Consider the following 15,057-nt stretch of genomic DNA (forward strand, 5'->3'; position numbering starts at 1 on the left):
AAAATCAAATTTTCTGTATTCCATGATTAAAAATTTTAGGCAGAATATACTTTAATAAAAGATTGACTGACTCTTCAACAGTTATGAGATGGGTATCAATGATAAGGTCAGGATTTTCAGGCTCTTCATAAGGTGCTGAAACTCCAGTATACTCAGGAATTAATCCTTTAAAAGCTTCTTTATATAAGCCTTTTGGATCTCTTTGGGCACAAATTTCAATTGGGCAGCGACAGTAGATTTCAATAAAATCCTTGCCCAATAAATTCCTGAGATATTGTCGATCCCTTCTAAAAGGAGACACAAACGCGCAAAGCACTACAAGCCCTGCAGATAGCAATAGCTTAATAACTTCGCCTATGCGCCGGATATTTTCACTTCTATCTTCTGGTGAAAAACCAAGGTCAGAACATAATCCATGCCGGATATTATCTCCGTCCAGAGTAATAGTTTTAACTTTTAGATCATATAATTTGAGTTCTAATTGATGGGCTATAGTTGATTTCCCAGAACTCGGGAGGCCAGTAAACCAAATGACAAGAGAACGATGTCCGTTTAGATTTTCCCTCATTTCACGAGTGACTTCAGTTTTATGCCAAAATACTAATTTATTTTTTTTCATATTTAATTATTTTTCATGCTTGAAAATAGGATATTTAAATTTTTTAAGTAATGGGAAAGTTAGGAGAGTAACAAGAAATTTATATTTAAGAGGTAATTTTTTATGCCAATCAATATCTTTTTTAATGTAAATTTCTTTTTTAAAGGATAGCTTTACTGGATTACCACCTACAAGATGCTTTTTTTTGAATAAAAATATTTTTTTTTCAAAATTGAAAAAAGGTTTAAAATTAAAAGCGTGTGTTAAACATGTTAAGGAGGCTTGTATATTATTAGTTAAATCTTCATATTTTATTAAATGATAATTTTTATGTTTGAAATTTAAGATCCCTAAATTATAAATATTCCATAATCTTGCTGAAGTAAAAGGGTGATATCTTTTCATATAAGATCTCAGTGCAGGATGATATTTTTCTTTAGTCCATGAATATGCAACTCCCCTTGGATCCCTTACCAGATGAATGATATAAAGCTCTATAGGTAAATCTTTTAAAACATATAAATAATGTGGTAATTTTGATGAATCAATAAGGATTTTGCAACCTGATATTTCAGCCACAGTTTTATAGAAATTCAAGATGAAATCTGAATACTTTTTTAATTCATTTTTATTTTGTAAAAGATATTTGTTTCGTTTATAATAATTTAAAATAGGAATATTTTCAACAATTTTTTGAAGATAATAGAGTTTTTCTAATTTATCTTTGCTCGGTAAAGAATTATTAAATAATTTTAATAGAACCTGCTTCCAAAAGGGGCAATCATCTATAGCTTCACCACAAGAACACAAAGGTTTTTCATAGCGTAAAAGATGCTTCCAGAGCAATCTTGCCTCACCTAAAGAAAAAGCATCATCTATTTCTCCAAGAATGGCATCAAGAAGGGTTGATCCTGATCTTCCAGCTCCAGCAATGTAAATCACTTTAGTTTCAGCCATAATCTAAAATACTAATTTTACCAAAAATTTTTAATATTTAAAGTTAAATATGCTACTGTGATAGCTTTTTCTTGCTTCCCTTAAATAAGTTAATGCAAGTTCTTTATTCCCAAATAAATAGGCCTTTTTGGCCAATTCAAGATAGGTAAGATATAAGGCATAAGGGTAAAGATGTTGAAAGTTAGATGGTAAATCTTTAAAAAGATAATCAATTGAGGATAAAGATTTTTCTATGTAGAAATTAATTAGATATCTCAAGCGATTAGGGTGATCTCTAATAAGAGCAATGGGTTCATTGACAATTTTTATCTTATGCAGGGTTAACCACTTGGCCTTAATCACAAAGTCCTCCCGAACTTTTAAATCTTCTGGGAAGGTATAAAGTAGGGTAATTTTTCTTTTAACAAGATAAAGACCCTCAGAATAAGTTCCTTCAAGAAAGATTTTCAGGCGCCTGACCGGCAGATTTTCCTCTGGAAACTTTTTAAATTTCCTTTTTCCTTTTTTCTCTCGGAAAGTGTTGAATAAATAAACTTCATAAAGATTCCTTGCTACATGTTGGATAAGTTTTTCGAGTCCTCCAGAAATTAATAAATCATCTGAGTCAAGAAAGAAGATATAATCTCCTTTAGCATATTTTAAACCTTTGTTTCTTGCTGAGGAAACACCCAGGTTTTTTTCGTGTCTAACTGCTTCTATATTTGGAGCAGCCTTTTCTAACTCTTTGAGATATTTCCAAGTTCCATCATTTGAACCATCGTCAACAACTATTATTTCAACAGGTTTATTTTTAGCCTGTGATAATAATGAGTTCAAAGTTTCTTTCAATAAAGAAAGACGATTATAGGTTGGAGTTATTATAGAAATGAGAGGCCTTTCAGAAAAAGTCATATTAAAACTAGTTCCCCACCAATTTCTTTTATCAATCTTTCAATTTCTTCGGGTGGGAATTTTTTAACAGGTTCTCCAATCATAGCTTCACTTATTTTTTCTTCAATGAATGTTCCGTGGATGTGATCAGCTCCCCAAAGTAATGCCATTTGAGCAAGGCCAATGCCAAGAAAGACCAAGTAAGCCTTTACCTCTTCCTTAGTTTCAAGATGTCCAAAAATGTGCCTGAAAAGATGGTTAGCCTTTTTATCATGGGGATTTTAATAATTATAAACAGATTTTTTGAAAAATCCACTAAATTGTCCCTATCTTGAGATTTACAGCTACCTCTTCTGGGAGATAAATCTGTATTTCCTTTTATTATTAACTTGTAAAGCCTTCCTTGGATAGAGGGTGTAAATCCTTCCTTTTACCCTTTCCCGCCCTTCCTTTTTATAGTAAGGATGTGAACTTATGATAAAGAGTTTTTTATTCAAGCCGGCGGTGGGGATTGAACCCACGACCTGTGGATTACGAATCCACTGCTCTGCCGCTGAGCTACGCCGGCACTTGCTACTAAAATTCTAATCCTAAATCCTTGGACCTTCAAGGACCCTTTTACGACTTATCACAGCAATAACTGCTAAAAAGACGATGAAGAGGAGAATAAAAATTCTTGCCAGCCATTTGTAGGGATCCGGTTCTTTAAGAACATCTAATAGTTTTTCACTAAACCAAAAATAACCAATAAAAAAGATAAAAAGAGGTGAAATTGTCCCTGTAAAATAAACAAAACTTTTAGGAAGTTTAATGGATGTATCAAGGGTTAATTCCCGATAAAAATTTTCTACTCCAAATACCCAGATGAAAACAATGATTTCTATCAGGGCAAAAAGCAGGAGGAAGACAGCTCCAGCCCAGAAATCAAGTTCATCCAGAAAATTAGGTATATAAGCACATAAATGGGCTCCTAATACTACAAGGAGCATGCTAAAGGTTACTGCACGAGTGTGGCTCCATTTCATTTCATCTTCAAAAAGGGCTACTAAAGGCTGAGTCAGGGCAAGAGAGGAAGTCAGAGCTGCTATAAAAAGCAAAATAAACCAGACAAAGGCAAGCAATTTTCCCAGAGGAAGACTCATAAGTATAGCAGGCATGGTCATAAAGCCAAGGCGAAAGGTGCCTTCTTTGGCAAGTTCAGGTATAGCTAAGGCGCCAAACATTGCAAAGGCAGCTGGTATAGCAATACTTGCACCAATTATAACCTCTACAAATTCATTTATTCCTGCTGTCCACAGACCAGCTTTAATAACATCCTCCTTAGGTTTCACATAGCTGGCATAGGTTGCAATAGCTCCCATACCAAGGGAGAGGGTGAAAAAGATCTGCCCCGAGGCCTCAATCCAGGTCATAGGATCCTTTAATCCTGAAAGATTGAGATTATAAATAAACTTAAGACCCTCAATCCCTATCCAGTTATTGGTAGAAAGGGAGATAACCCCGAGCAGAAGGCCCATAAAGATAAGAGCAGGCATACCAATTTTGGCTGTTATCTCTATGCCTTTAACAACTCCTCTTTGGAGGATAATCCAGTTTAAGACAAGGGTAATCCAGAGAAAGACACCTGCAGTAAAGGAGGGAGCTGTATAGGTTTTAAAAAAGGTTACAAAGGGTTCCATAGCTTGATGAGGATCAGAGGTTATAACTGGCTCAGGCATAGCCCCAAAAAGGGATAAGAAGGCAAAGCCAAGGGTCCAGGATTCAATCCAGATGTAATACATGACAATCAAAATTGGGATAGCCACTCCAAGGGAACCAATAGCCCTTGCCCAGGATGCATGTCCAAAAAAAAGACCCAGGATGCCTGTCATGGACCCATGGCCTCTTTTACCAGCATATCTTCCAATAACCCATTCAATTAGCATTACAGGAAGCCCGAGAAGGAGTAAGGAAATAAAGTAGGGGAGCATAAAAGCTCCTCCTCCATAAAGAGCCGCTTTGGATGGAAAACGAAGAAGATTACCTAACCCAACCGCATTCCCTGCAGCTGCTAAAATAAGCCCAGCTTTGGTTGCCCAGGTCTCTCTTTTTCTATCCATATTTATTTTTTGGATTTTTCTTTAATGCGTTTTATTATAATGTGAGCGGTATTAAATGCAAGCTGAATACTCCCCTTAGGAACACCGATATCTCCAGCAAGAAATACCCCGGGAAGATTGGTTTCAAAATGTTCATCAACTTTGGGACGGTCCTCAAGATCAAAATCAATCCCAATATATTTTAGAAAACCCTTAGGGGTGCTTCCACCTAAGCAGTAATAGACATAATCATAAATATCAGATTTTCCATCTTTAAAATGAACCCTCACCAATCCATCCTCAGCAGTTACTTTTTCTATGTCCGTTCCTAAAAGAAGTTTAACTTTGCCTTCTGCTACTTTTTCCTCAAGAATCTTTAAATTAACAGGGTTTATGCGGAAAAACTGAGGTCTTCTGTAGGAAAGATAGACCTCGCATTTGGGACAGAGAAAGGAAGCAACCTCAGCAGCCGTATCCCCTCCTCCTACGACTAAAACTTTGCCACCAGCTGGACAGATATTGGGAGGTTCAAAGAAAACCCTATCTTTTACTTCCTTAGGAATAGGATAATCTGGTTTCTTGGGCTGGCCAAAAATCCCTATGGCGATTATTACAAATTCAGCCAAAAACTGGGGTTCTCCTTTGATAGTTACTTCATATCCTTCAGGGGTTTTTTTGATGTAATTGACCTCGCTGTTTAAACGAATATCAAGCTTATATTTTTCAAGCCAGCTCTTAATTCTTTCTAAAAAGGCCTCTTTGCTTTCGGTTTCAAAACGGCAAATACCAAGGGGTTCAACTTCAACCCCACGATAGACCGCATCAACTCTTTTGTTGGGCCTGTATAGCCTCTCAATGGTGTCACAAACATGAGGGGCCTTCTCAAGGATTACAACTGGCTCAAGGCCAGCCTCCTTAGCCTCAATTCCACAGGCAATTCCCGCAGGCCCTGCTCCAATAATAGCAATCTTTACCCTTTCCATAGGCTTCTCCTCCTATCTCTTTTTCTGTTCCCAAGCCCAGGTATGTTTTATGATTAGCTCAAGGTCATCATATTCAGGCTGGAAATTTAGAATTTTACAGATTCTGGTATTATCAGCAATAAGCACTGGAGGATCTCCAGGCCTTCTCTTTGTCTCTCGCACTTCAAAGTTTATAGCTGTGACCTTTTGAGCGGTATTTATTACCTCCCTTACTGAATACCCTTTCCCATATCCACAGTTTAAAACTAAGGATTCACCCTTTGATAGGAGATAGTCCAGTGCTAAAAGATGAGCTTTGGCAAGGTCCATAACATGGATATAATCCCTTATACAAGTCCCATCGGGAGTGGGATAATCAGTTCCATAGATTTCAAGGTAGGGAAGCTCTCCTTTAGCTGTTTTTAAGGCCCTTAAAATGAGATGGGTAGGTTGATTGTAAGAAGGCCCAAGTTCTCCTTCAGGGTCAGCTCCAGCCACATTAAAATACCTGAGAGAGATATAATTAATTTCCTTTGCCATAGCCATATCCTTGAGGATCTTTTCAACCATAGCCTTGCTCTCTCCATAGGGGCTTATGGGATTCAAATCAGCCTCCTCTTTTACAGGGACCTCCTTGGGTATTCCATAAACAGCTGCTGAGGATGAAAAAATAAAGTTTTTTACTTGAGCCCTTTGCATAGCTGAAAGCAGTCTAAGGGTATTCCCCACATTATTATAGTAATATTTGAAGGGCTTCTCTATACTTTCGGGAACTACAATATAGGCTGCAAAGTGCATAACTGCCTGAGGTTTATAAGAACTAAAGATTTGAAAAATCCTTTCCTCTTTTCCCAGATCTACCTTTTCAAATTTACCAAAGCGTAAGTTTTCGCCTGAAGTGGTGCTAAGGTTATCAAGAATTAAGACCTCAAGACCACTTTTTACAAGCATCTTTACCACATGAGAGCCAATGTATCCTGCTCCTCCTGTCACAACTACTCTAAGTGGAACTTTATTCCCCAATTTGTCCTCCCTTTGCATCAGGTATTTTTCTTCAATTATTAATTTTTTAATATTTATATTTGACTTTACAGGTTTTTTAGCATATTTCCTTTTTTTTGCAATATGTTAGAATAGAAAATTACATGAAGGAGTCAAAACTCTGGGTTCAGAAGCTTCCTCCTAAGGAAATACTTTATAATTTTTTAAGAGAAGGTGCTTTTACTCCGCTAATTTCACAGATTCTTATTAATAAAGGTTTTCAAGAGGTAAGCTCAGCTTATACCTTTCTTTTCCCTCAGATAACTGACTTTGCTAACCCCTTTGATGTTCCTGAGATGAGCCTTGCGGTTCAAAGGATTGCTCAGGCTCTGAAAAATAAAGAGATAATCGGGATCTATGGGGATTCAGATGCAGATGGCATTATTGGGAGTTATGTTTTATTTGATTTTATTAGAGAGGTTTCAGGAAAGGAGCCAGTAGTTATTATTCCCGACAAGAATTTAGAAGGTTATGGCTTTCATGGTAAGTATCTGTCTTTTTTCAAGGAAAAGGGGGTAAGTCTTGTTATAACAGTAGATGTGGGGATATCTGCAACTGAGACAGTGAATGCCGCCAAGGCTTTTGGTCTGGATGTAATTATTACTGATCATCATGAGGTACTTAGAAAACCGGATTGTATTGTAGTTTCTGGAAAATTTACCCCTTCTCATTCTCCTTTTTACCACCTCTGTGGGGCTGGGGTTGTTTTTACCCTTTTGAGAGCCTTAAGAAGTTACCTATATGAAGAGGGCTTCTTTTCTCAGTGTCCCCCTCCTCAGCTCAGAAAATATCTTGAACTTGTCACCTTAGCAACCCTTGCGGATATGGTGCCCCTTTGGGGGGAGAATCGGCTTATTACCTATTTTGGTTTTCGTGATCTCAGGGAACCAACTCATCCTTCTTTGAAAGCCCTTTTTGATCATTTGAATTTTCGCTTTCCTATCTCTGAAGAGGATCTGCACTTTAGGGTTATTCCAAGGATAAATGCCTGTGGAAGAATGGGAAGGCCTGAACTTTTCTTTGAGTTTCTCAAGGCGGGAAGAACAGGAAATCTTGATCTTTACTTACAGGGTTTACAGGAGCTTCACGAGGAGAGGCAAACCCTTGAGCTCTCTCTCTGGGAGACCTTAGAAAAGAATCTTTCAGAGGAAAAGGACAGCCCAATTTATATTGGCATATTTGAAAATATTCCTAAGGGAATCCTTGGCCTTTTGGCTAACCGAGTTAAAAATAAAATCGGGAAGCCTGCTCTAATTATCAGTTTTGACAATGGAGTGGGCTTTGGTTCAGGAAGGGCTCCTGAGGAGGTTAATCTCCTTGAGGCCCTTTTGCCCTGTAAGGATCTTTTTTTAGAGCTTGGGGGACATAAAAGGGCCTTTGGTTTTCAAATCACCAGAGAAAATTTACCCAGACTTAAGGGTTATCTGAAAGAGCTGAATTTATCCTTTGAATCATTGGATTACCAATATGTGGATGGAGAAACAAGGATATCAGAGCTACTTTTTGAAGACAATCTTCTTGCCTTTCAGGCTCTACCTCCCTATGGTATGTCCCACGAGCCCCCTCTGCTTCTTGTCAAGGACTTTGAAGTGAAAGAGGTAATCATCCTGAAAGAGAAACACACCAAATATCTTTTGAGAGATGGTCTAAAGGAGCTCTATGCCCTTTATTTTAATCAGATAGCAGATGAAAAAGTAAAATTGATAGTTGGCACACCTTTTATTAATAACTTTTCCCAGAGGCTTGAGATAAGGGTGGAAGATGCTAAGTCTTAATCTGCGAGAGGAAAAGGAAAAAGAAGAACTTGTCTTTTTATGCCCTAAAGCCACAAAGAGCAAGTTTTCTCGCGGAAGGAGAATTTTTGAACCTGAATGTGAAGTTCGCACTGCCTTTGAAAGGGATAGAGATCGCATTATTCATTCCAAGGCTTTCAGACGTTTAAAACATAAGACCCAGGTTTTCTTAGCTCCTAAGGGGGATCATTATAGAACCAGACTTACTCATACCCTTGAGGTGGCACAGATTGCAAGAACTATTGCATGTGCTTTGAGATTAAATGTTCCTTTGACAGAGGCGATTGCCCTGGGACATGACCTTGGACATACCCCTTTTGGGCATGCAGGAGAGGAGGTCTTAAATGAGATCTTAGAAGGAGGCTTCAGGCATTATGAACAGTCCTTAAGGGTGGTTGATTATCTTGAAAAGGATGGATTGGGGCTTAATCTCACCTATGAGGTTAGAATGGGGATTCTTAAACACTCTAAAGGCAAAGGACCTATTTCAATCAGTTCCCATGAAGAGGTCTCCCTTGAGACTCAGGTGGTTAGATTTTCTGATGTCATTGCCTATGTGAATCACGATGTAGATGATGCCATTAGGGCAGGCATAATTAAAACCGAGGATCTACCAGAGATAGTGTTGAAAGAGCTTGGGAAAACCCATGCCCAAAGGATTGATACCCTGATCAAAAGTATCCTTTGGACAACAAGGTCTGCAGAATATAAAAAAATTTGCATGGAACCCAAGAAGTTATCTGCTCTTGAGACTCTAAGGAATTTTCTCTTTGAAAAAGTCTATTTTTCCCCTTTTGTCAGAAGAGAGTTTGATAAGGCTAAAAGGATCCTATATTCTCTCTTTGAGTTTTACTTTAAAAATTTTGAAAGGATTGAGTATTTGGTCAAGGCCAAGGAGCTCTTTCCCGAGGAAGATGAAACCCGTTTGATTGCTGATTATCTCTCCGGGATGACGGATCGCTTCGCCCTTTATGAATATTTTGAGCATTTTATTCCCAAACCCTGGGGGTTTGGCCATGTAGAGGAGGTGATAGCTTTATGAAAGGGTTCAAAAAGATAGGCTGGTTCACTACTGCACGAGATGAAGCAGCTCTCGAGCTTTTGAAAATTGTTTATGATCAGATTAAAAGGGGCTTTCTAAATCTTAAAATACCCTATGTTTTTGTGAGTAGAGAACTTGATGAATCAGAAATTACTAAAAGCTTTATAGAATTTGTCAAAGGGGAGATGGATTTACCTGTGCTTACTTTTTCAGCCCTTAGATTTAATCCTGAGCTAAGGAAGAGAGACATTGAGACCTGGAGAAGACAATATCACGAGGAGGTTTTAAAAAGACTTCCTGAAGAAGTAGATTTTGGAATGCTTGCTGGATATATGTGGGTTGTGTCAAAAGAGTTTTGTGAGGCTCTCCCTCTTTTGAATCTTCATCCCGCTCTTCCGGGAGGCCCTAAGGGAACCTGGCAGGAGGTCATCTGGCAACTTATTAGTGCCAGAGCCTGTGAAACCGGGGTTATGATTCATCGAGCAACCGCAGAACTTGATGAGGGCCCTCCGCTTACTTTCGTAAGATTTTCTGTAAGAACTGCTGAATTTACGCTCCTCTGGGAAGAGGCGGAAAATCTCCTACTGAAGTTTCATCTCAAAGGATTGAAAGAGCGAGAGGGAGAAAAAAATAGGTTATTTATTAAAATAAGAGAAGAAGGGGTTAAAAGGGAGCTTCCCCTTATTGTCTATACATTAAAGTATATTGCAGAGGATAAAATTGATTTTAACCGGGGAGATTTACCTATGGATTTAACTTCTCATGTTGACACCTATTTGAGAGAGGGTAAATTTGTTTAGTTAAAAGACATTTAAAGGAGGGGATGATGAAAAAATTTTATTTTTTGATAAGCGCCCTTTTTGCCCTTTCAGGGTGTGTAGCCATGCAGGATGATGAGGTTTCAACTTTAAAGATAAAAGTTTTAAATCTTGAGACCAGGTCCCAGACCCAAGAAAAGAGGATGGCAGAAATTGAAGAGCGGATGGATAAACTTGAAAAGAGGCTTTCTCAGGAATTTTCTCAAAGGTTTTTAGAGGCGCAGAGTAAGGTTCTTTCCGATTTAGAGGATACCAAAAGAGATCTCACAGCACTGCAGACAAAGGTTGAAGAATTCCAGTTTCAAAAAGAGGCTGAGAGCAAAACCCAGAGAAAAAATTTAGAGGACCTTTTAACCCGTCTTGAGGCCCTGGAGCTAAAAATGAAGGAATTTGAAAAGAAACAGACCAGTTTTTCCAATGTAACTCAGCCTCAGGCTCTATTAAATCAGACAAATCAGCCCCAAAATGCAACCCTATCGCATCCATCTCCTTCTGTTGAAAAGACACCTTCCAACCAGACCGGTGATAATAAAACTATATCCTCACAGCCTCCCCTTAAAGAGGAAGACCTTTATCAAAAGGCCTATTCCCTTTATGAAAAGGGAGACCTCAAAGGAGCAAGGAGTCTTTGGAATGAATATTTGCGAAGATTTCCCAAGGGCAAGTGGATAGGGCAAACCTATTTTTATATAGGAGAGACCTATTTCAAAGAAAAGGAATATGAGGCAGCAATCCTTGAATATCAAAAGCTTATTGAGATGCCTGGAGCAAATCCTCTCAAGCCAAAAGCCATGCTCAGGCAAGCTGAGTCCTTTGTAGCATTAAAAGATAAAAAGGCAGCTGAAATACTTTATAAGAAAATTATACAGCTCTATCCCGGCACAAAAGAGGCAAAAGAGGCGAAGGAAAAGCTTTCTAAATTAAAGTAAGGGCTTAAGCTATTTCAGGTTCAAGGGCAGGCTCTTCAACGGTAAGAAGGCCGGCTCTATATGGGTTTATAGTAATAACGGGAATAGGGGAGTTTTTGACCACTCCCTCAGCTACGCTTCCAAAAAGAATTTTATCAAGCCCTTTTCTTCCGTGAGTTCCCATAATAATTAAATCAGCTCCCTTTTCCTTAGCAAGGTTAATTAGGGTTTCAACTACATCTCCTTTCTCAATAACAGGCTCTACCTCTGGAAAATCAGAAAAGTTTTCCTTTAAAAAGTCCTCCATGGATTTCTTAGCTCCCTCATAAAGGGTATTTTCAAGCTCGGTAAGGGTCTTAATATCTACATAAATCCCTTCATAGGCAGTAAGGTCTTCAAGAATATAGGCAAGAATAATCTTGGCCTTAAGTTGTTTAGCAAAATCTTTAGCCCATTTAGCTACTACTGGGGCAACATCGGAAAAATCAACAGGAAGCAAAATTTTTTTGATTTCTACCATAAAACACCTCCTTCTAAGGATTTTAAATATATTATTTAAAAACACGAAAAAAAGTCAAGATTAAATTTTAAGCTCTGGCAAGGATTAGTAAATCAACCTTTTGGGCTCCAGCTTTTTTAAGCTCCTTACTTGCCTCTCTCAAAGTGGCACCTGTTGTCATCACATCATCCAAAAGAAGAACTCTTTTATTTTGAAACTCCTCTTTTGCTTTAAAGACTCCTTTTACATTTTCAATTCTCTCTTTCCCGGAAAGATCACTCTGTGGCCTGCTATGTTTTATTCTCTGAAGGATATTTAAAGGCTTTTTTATCCCTAAGTAACCCCAGAGGATTAGGAGACTCTGGTTATAGCCCCGTTCTTGAAGTCTCTTAAAGGAGAGAGGAACAGGTAAAACAAAATCATAAAGTTTAACAGGGAGATCTATTATTTTCTGCATAAGTCTTCCTAACTGATAGGCTATAACAAAATTTTCTCCAAACTTAGCTTTATGAAGCAGAGTTTTTATAGGGTCTTGGTAAAGAAAGGCAATATAAACATTATCATAGGGTGGAGGATTTTTTAGACATTTGGAGCAGTAATTCAATTTTTCTTTTGGATAATAATTAAGAAGTTCCTCAGAAAGGAGAGTTCCGCATCTCTGGCAATAGCTTTTAGCTAAGGGAAGCCTTAGGAGACAGCTCTCACAAAATAGACTTTCTTGAGGAGCAAGAGGGGATCTACACTCTAAGCACAGGGATGGAAAAAGGAAATTAAGCCCTTGAGAAAGGATTTTTTCCAGCAAGTTTTACCACTTCAAGAACAAGTTTTGCTGATTTAATGAGGTCTGAAGTCTTTATAAATTCTTCGGTGGTATGCACCTTTTGCATGCCTGTCCCAATAATAAGGGTTTTTATCCCTTTTTCATTGAAGACATTGGCATCAGATCCACCTTCTTTTTTCCTGAGGCTTATATTGAGCCCTACTTTCTCCCCTGCTTGCTTAACAAGTTGAACAAGCGGGTCTTTCTCGGATATATAAAAGGCCTTAAAGACCCTGTGAAAATCAAGCTTAAAGGAAGGAAGATTATCTATTTTATGAGGGTAGTTTGCAAAAACCTCTTCCACAGATCTGCGCACTTCACTCATAAGAGTCTCAAGTTTTTCCTCCTTGTGGCTTCTCATCTCTCCCTCTACAAAGGCAAGATCAGGAACTACATTAACATATTTACCTCCGTTAATCTTACCAATATTCATCGTGGTTTCATCATCTATGCGTCCTGAGGGAAGCCCTGAAACAATCTGGGCAAGAAGCTTGATTGCATTAATTCCCTTTTCAGGTTCAATGCCTGCATGAGCTGATTTGCCATAAACCTTAAGGTGAAATTGATAAGAGGAAGGAGCTGCATGGATAACCTCTTCAGGATTTTCTGCATCAAGCACAAGGCCATAGCGTGATTCTATATGCTTGTAATCCAGATTTTTAGCTCCAAGAAGCCCTATCTCTTCCGTTGTGGTGAAAATAAGCTCAAGAGGTGGATGAGGAAAGGGATTTTCTTTCAGAATTCTTGCAAGTTCAATGAGGATAGCGATCCCTGCTTTGTCATCAGCCCCGAGGATTGTTTTTCCGTTACTTTTTAGAATTCCGTTTTCTTCAATTACTTCTATTCCTTCACAGGGACCTACTGTATCAAGGTGCGCACAGAGTAAGAGAGGAGGTGCTTGTATAGTGCCGGAAATTTTTAAAATGAGATTTCCTACATTTGAGCCTGTTGCCTCGCCAGATTTATCAAAAAAGACTGGATAGCCTAAGGCTTCAAAAAGGTCTGCAAGATAATAAGCAAGTTTAGCTTCTTTTTGAGAAGGGCTCTCAATTCCAAGGAGGGTTTTAAATTCAAGGATTAATCGCTCTGGGTTTAGCATGGATCAATACCTTATTTTAAAGTCTTTAAATTCTCCTGTATAATGTTCTTCAAAGGTTTCAACCTTGGTTACCACTGAGGCAGGAGAGCCTCGGTGACACCATTTAAGCATTTCAGCAACTGCTTTTTCTTCACCTTCAAAGAGGGCTTCAACCCTGCCATCGGGAAGATTTCTAACCCAGCCTTTAAGCCCAAGCCTTTCTGCCTCTTCTTTTGTATAGGCCCTAAAAAAGACCCCCTGAACCCTTCCAGAAATTAATACCCTTATCCGCTTCATTTTATAAAGAGCTTATCTAATTTATAAAAAAAGTCAAGATAGTGTTTGCGTCCATATCTTTTGAGACTTTATAGGATTTTTTCTTAGGGCTTAACACAAATAAAATCTCTCTACATACCCATTCTCCTTCGGAAAGAAAGGATAAAAATTTGCAAAATCTTAAGCAGGGGTTTAAAATTTTAAACCCCTACATGGGGCTTTTTTACCACCCTTCCTTTTTCTTGTAAGGATCTGAACTTATGCTGTCTTGGTTCAAAAGGTATTGTATGAAGGGGAGTTGAAAAAGATGAATATATCCGAAGAGGCAGATTTAAGTCTAAAAGGATATTGATGCCCACCTCTTCTTGTAATAGGAAAAAATCTTAGTAAAATTGGGGAGAAAGGTTTAGAAGGGAAAGTTACAAAGATGAAAAAAACTATTAGGAGAGGAGGTGCAACATTATGCAAGATGGGTTTAAAGGGAAAGTTATAAAGATGAAAAAAGTATTTTTAATATTTTTTTTATATATATTATTTTCTTTTCCTCAAATAGCCTTTGGTCAGAGGTGTGTAGTTTCTGGGTATCCGCTTTTTAAAATTTTACAGGAGATTTGGCCTGAAGAGAAATGCTATCTCCTGCAACCGCCAAGAGGAGAGTTTCACTTTGCTGAACCTACTCCAAAGGATTTAGAGCTCATTAAAAAGGCAGAATTTGTATTTATTGTAGGAACAGAGCCCTGGGCTAAACGAGTTTATAATTTAACATCTCAGGAACGCATTATTGCCTTAGGTAAACCTTCGGAAAGGATTTCAAATCCCCATCTCTGGTTTGACTTTGACAGAGTTTATTCCTTTTTAAAGGAATTTACTAATCACCCTGCTTTTAAAAAGAGACAGGAATTTCCAAAAATAGTGGAAAGACAAAAAATTTTTGAAAAAAACTTAAAGACCCTGGAAGAGCAATATAAAGCCCTGGATAAATGTCCTAAGAAAGAATTTTACCTTCTTGGCCACAGTGTCTTTGGCCCTCTTTTTAGGGATACAGGAATAAAAGAAATTCCCCTAATTAAGGGACATCACCATGGAGAGATTACACCTAAAAAATTACAAGAACTCCTTTTGAAATTAAAGAAAGGGGGAGCTAAAGCTATTTTACTCGGAGAAAAAGAATTAATTAAATATAAAACCCTTTTTGAAAAAGAGGGGCTTGAAGTCAAAGAGGTCTGGACAGGGGATTATGATAGACCTGGGAGTTTTACAGATTTAATGAAGGAAAATTTAGCTCTTTTTAAATATGTTTTAAGTTGTCCATAGGGG

Annotated in this window: 16 protein-coding genes and 1 tRNA gene; 5 read left to right on the forward strand and 12 right to left on the reverse strand. The window is 38.0% G+C overall.

Features of this window, described 5'->3' with window-relative positions; translation table 11 throughout:
• Positions 1-4 precede the first annotated feature (4 nt).
• The 8 genes from cysC to galE form a co-directional block, all read right to left on the reverse strand.
• Positions 5-619 (reverse strand): adenylyl-sulfate kinase, encoded by a 615-nt coding sequence (gene cysC, locus THC_RS07780; protein WP_068515734.1) that lies wholly within the window; start codon positions 617-619, stop codon positions 5-7.
• A 6-nt stretch (positions 620-625) separates the two neighbouring features.
• The gene (locus tag THC_RS07785) at positions 626-1,555 is read right to left on the reverse strand and encodes a sulfotransferase (protein WP_068515737.1); all 930 of its coding nucleotides are present in this window, start codon (positions 1,553-1,555) and stop codon (positions 626-628) included.
• Positions 1,556-1,585: 30 nt separating this feature from the next.
• On the reverse strand, positions 1,586-2,446 hold the full coding sequence (locus THC_RS07790) for a glycosyltransferase family 2 protein (RefSeq protein ID WP_068515739.1): 861 nt from the start codon (positions 2,444-2,446) through the stop codon (positions 1,586-1,588).
• Entirely contained in the window at positions 2,443-2,625 is a 183-nt protein-coding gene (locus THC_RS07795) for a hypothetical protein (RefSeq protein ID WP_068515743.1), read from the reverse strand. The genes THC_RS07790 and THC_RS07795 overlap by 4 nt, the downstream gene beginning before the upstream one ends.
• Positions 2,626-2,921: 296 nt before the next feature.
• Positions 2,922-2,993 (reverse strand) — tRNA-Thr (locus tag THC_RS07800).
• 22 nt (positions 2,994-3,015) lie between these two features.
• Positions 3,016-4,524: a sodium-dependent transporter gene (locus THC_RS07805; RefSeq protein WP_068515746.1), complete on the reverse strand. Its 1,509-nt coding sequence runs from the start codon at positions 4,522-4,524 to the stop codon at positions 3,016-3,018.
• Positions 4,525-4,526: 2 nt separating this feature from the next.
• Positions 4,527-5,486: an NAD(P)-binding domain-containing protein gene (locus tag THC_RS07810; protein ID WP_068515749.1), complete on the reverse strand. Its 960-nt coding sequence runs from the start codon at positions 5,484-5,486 to the stop codon at positions 4,527-4,529.
• 12 nt (positions 5,487-5,498) lie between these two features.
• The gene (gene galE / locus THC_RS07815; protein ID WP_231938346.1) at positions 5,499-6,488 is read right to left on the reverse strand and encodes a UDP-glucose 4-epimerase GalE; all 990 of its coding nucleotides are present in this window, start codon (positions 6,486-6,488) and stop codon (positions 5,499-5,501) included.
• A 122-nt stretch (positions 6,489-6,610) separates the two neighbouring features.
• Between galE and recJ the strand changes: the two genes are divergently transcribed.
• From recJ to THC_RS07835, 4 genes are read left to right on the forward strand one after another with little or no spacing between them, the layout of a single operon-like run.
• A complete protein-coding gene (gene recJ / locus THC_RS07820; protein WP_068515755.1) occupies positions 6,611-8,281 on the forward strand; it encodes a single-stranded-DNA-specific exonuclease RecJ in 1,671 nt (556 codons plus the stop codon).
• Positions 8,268-9,341 carry a deoxyguanosinetriphosphate triphosphohydrolase gene (locus THC_RS07825; protein WP_068515758.1) on the forward strand — a complete coding sequence of 358 codons (1,074 nt, stop codon included), beginning with the start codon at positions 8,268-8,270 and terminating at the stop codon, positions 9,339-9,341. The genes recJ and THC_RS07825 overlap by 14 nt, the downstream gene beginning before the upstream one ends.
• A complete protein-coding gene (locus THC_RS07830) occupies positions 9,338-10,141 on the forward strand; it encodes a formyltransferase family protein (RefSeq protein ID WP_068515761.1) in 804 nt (267 codons plus the stop codon). Before THC_RS07825 ends, THC_RS07830 begins: the two co-directional genes overlap by 4 nt.
• A gap of 26 nt (positions 10,142-10,167) precedes the next feature.
• A complete protein-coding gene (locus THC_RS07835) occupies positions 10,168-11,088 on the forward strand; it encodes a tetratricopeptide repeat protein (protein WP_068515764.1) in 921 nt (306 codons plus the stop codon).
• A 4-nt stretch (positions 11,089-11,092) separates the two neighbouring features.
• On the opposite strand, the gene THC_RS07840 is transcribed toward THC_RS07835, so the two are convergent.
• From THC_RS07840 to THC_RS07855, 4 genes are all read right to left on the reverse strand, one after another.
• A complete protein-coding gene (locus THC_RS07840; protein WP_068515766.1) occupies positions 11,093-11,587 on the reverse strand; it encodes a universal stress protein in 495 nt (164 codons plus the stop codon).
• 67 nt (positions 11,588-11,654) lie between these two features.
• Positions 11,655-12,368: a ComF family protein gene (locus THC_RS07845; RefSeq protein ID WP_068515770.1), complete on the reverse strand. Its 714-nt coding sequence runs from the start codon at positions 12,366-12,368 to the stop codon at positions 11,655-11,657.
• The gene (locus THC_RS07850) at positions 12,337-13,485 is read right to left on the reverse strand and encodes a M20/M25/M40 family metallo-hydrolase (protein WP_068515773.1); all 1,149 of its coding nucleotides are present in this window, start codon (positions 13,483-13,485) and stop codon (positions 12,337-12,339) included. Before THC_RS07850 ends, THC_RS07845 begins: the two co-directional genes overlap by 32 nt.
• Positions 13,486-13,488: 3 nt before the next feature.
• A complete protein-coding gene (locus THC_RS07855) occupies positions 13,489-13,761 on the reverse strand; it encodes an acylphosphatase (protein WP_068515778.1) in 273 nt (90 codons plus the stop codon).
• A 441-nt stretch (positions 13,762-14,202) separates the two neighbouring features.
• Between THC_RS07855 and THC_RS07860 the strand changes: the two genes are divergently transcribed.
• The gene (locus tag THC_RS07860) at positions 14,203-15,054 is read left to right on the forward strand and encodes a metal ABC transporter substrate-binding protein (RefSeq protein ID WP_068515781.1); all 852 of its coding nucleotides are present in this window, start codon (positions 14,203-14,205) and stop codon (positions 15,052-15,054) included.
• Positions 15,055-15,057: the final 3 nt, after the last annotated feature.

This window comes from Caldimicrobium thiodismutans (genome assembly GCF_001548275.1).
In the GTDB taxonomy this organism is placed as follows: Bacteria; Desulfobacterota; Thermodesulfobacteria; order Thermodesulfobacteriales; family Thermodesulfobacteriaceae; genus Caldimicrobium; species Caldimicrobium thiodismutans.

Bases quoted from the DNA above. Each gene is read 5' to 3' on its own strand.
- cysC (WP_068515734.1), bottom strand. From the start codon at position 619: ATGAAAAAAAATAAATTAGTATTTTGGCATAAAACTGAAGTCACTCGT.
- THC_RS07785 (WP_068515737.1), bottom strand. From the start codon at position 1,555: ATGGCTGAAACTAAAGTGATTTACATTGCTGGAGCTGGAAGATCAGGA.
- THC_RS07790 (WP_068515739.1), bottom strand. From the start codon at position 2,446: ATGACTTTTTCTGAAAGGCCTCTCATTTCTATAATAACTCCAACCTAT.
- THC_RS07805 (WP_068515746.1), bottom strand. From the start codon at position 4,524: ATGGATAGAAAAAGAGAGACCTGGGCAACCAAAGCTGGGCTTATTTTA.
- THC_RS07810 (WP_068515749.1), bottom strand. From the start codon at position 5,486: ATGGAAAGGGTAAAGATTGCTATTATTGGAGCAGGGCCTGCGGGAATT.
- recJ (WP_068515755.1), top strand. From the start codon at position 6,611: ATGAAGGAGTCAAAACTCTGGGTTCAGAAGCTTCCTCCTAAGGAAATA.
- THC_RS07825 (WP_068515758.1), top strand. From the start codon at position 8,268: ATGCTAAGTCTTAATCTGCGAGAGGAAAAGGAAAAAGAAGAACTTGTC.
- THC_RS07830 (WP_068515761.1), top strand. From the start codon at position 9,338: ATGAAAGGGTTCAAAAAGATAGGCTGGTTCACTACTGCACGAGATGAA.
- THC_RS07835 (WP_068515764.1), top strand. From the start codon at position 10,168: ATGAAAAAATTTTATTTTTTGATAAGCGCCCTTTTTGCCCTTTCAGGG.
- THC_RS07840 (WP_068515766.1), bottom strand. From the start codon at position 11,587: ATGGTAGAAATCAAAAAAATTTTGCTTCCTGTTGATTTTTCCGATGTT.
- THC_RS07850 (WP_068515773.1), bottom strand. From the start codon at position 13,485: ATGCTAAACCCAGAGCGATTAATCCTTGAATTTAAAACCCTCCTTGGA.
- THC_RS07855 (WP_068515778.1), bottom strand. From the start codon at position 13,761: ATGAAGCGGATAAGGGTATTAATTTCTGGAAGGGTTCAGGGGGTCTTT.
- THC_RS07860 (WP_068515781.1), top strand. From the start codon at position 14,203: ATGCAAGATGGGTTTAAAGGGAAAGTTATAAAGATGAAAAAAGTATTT.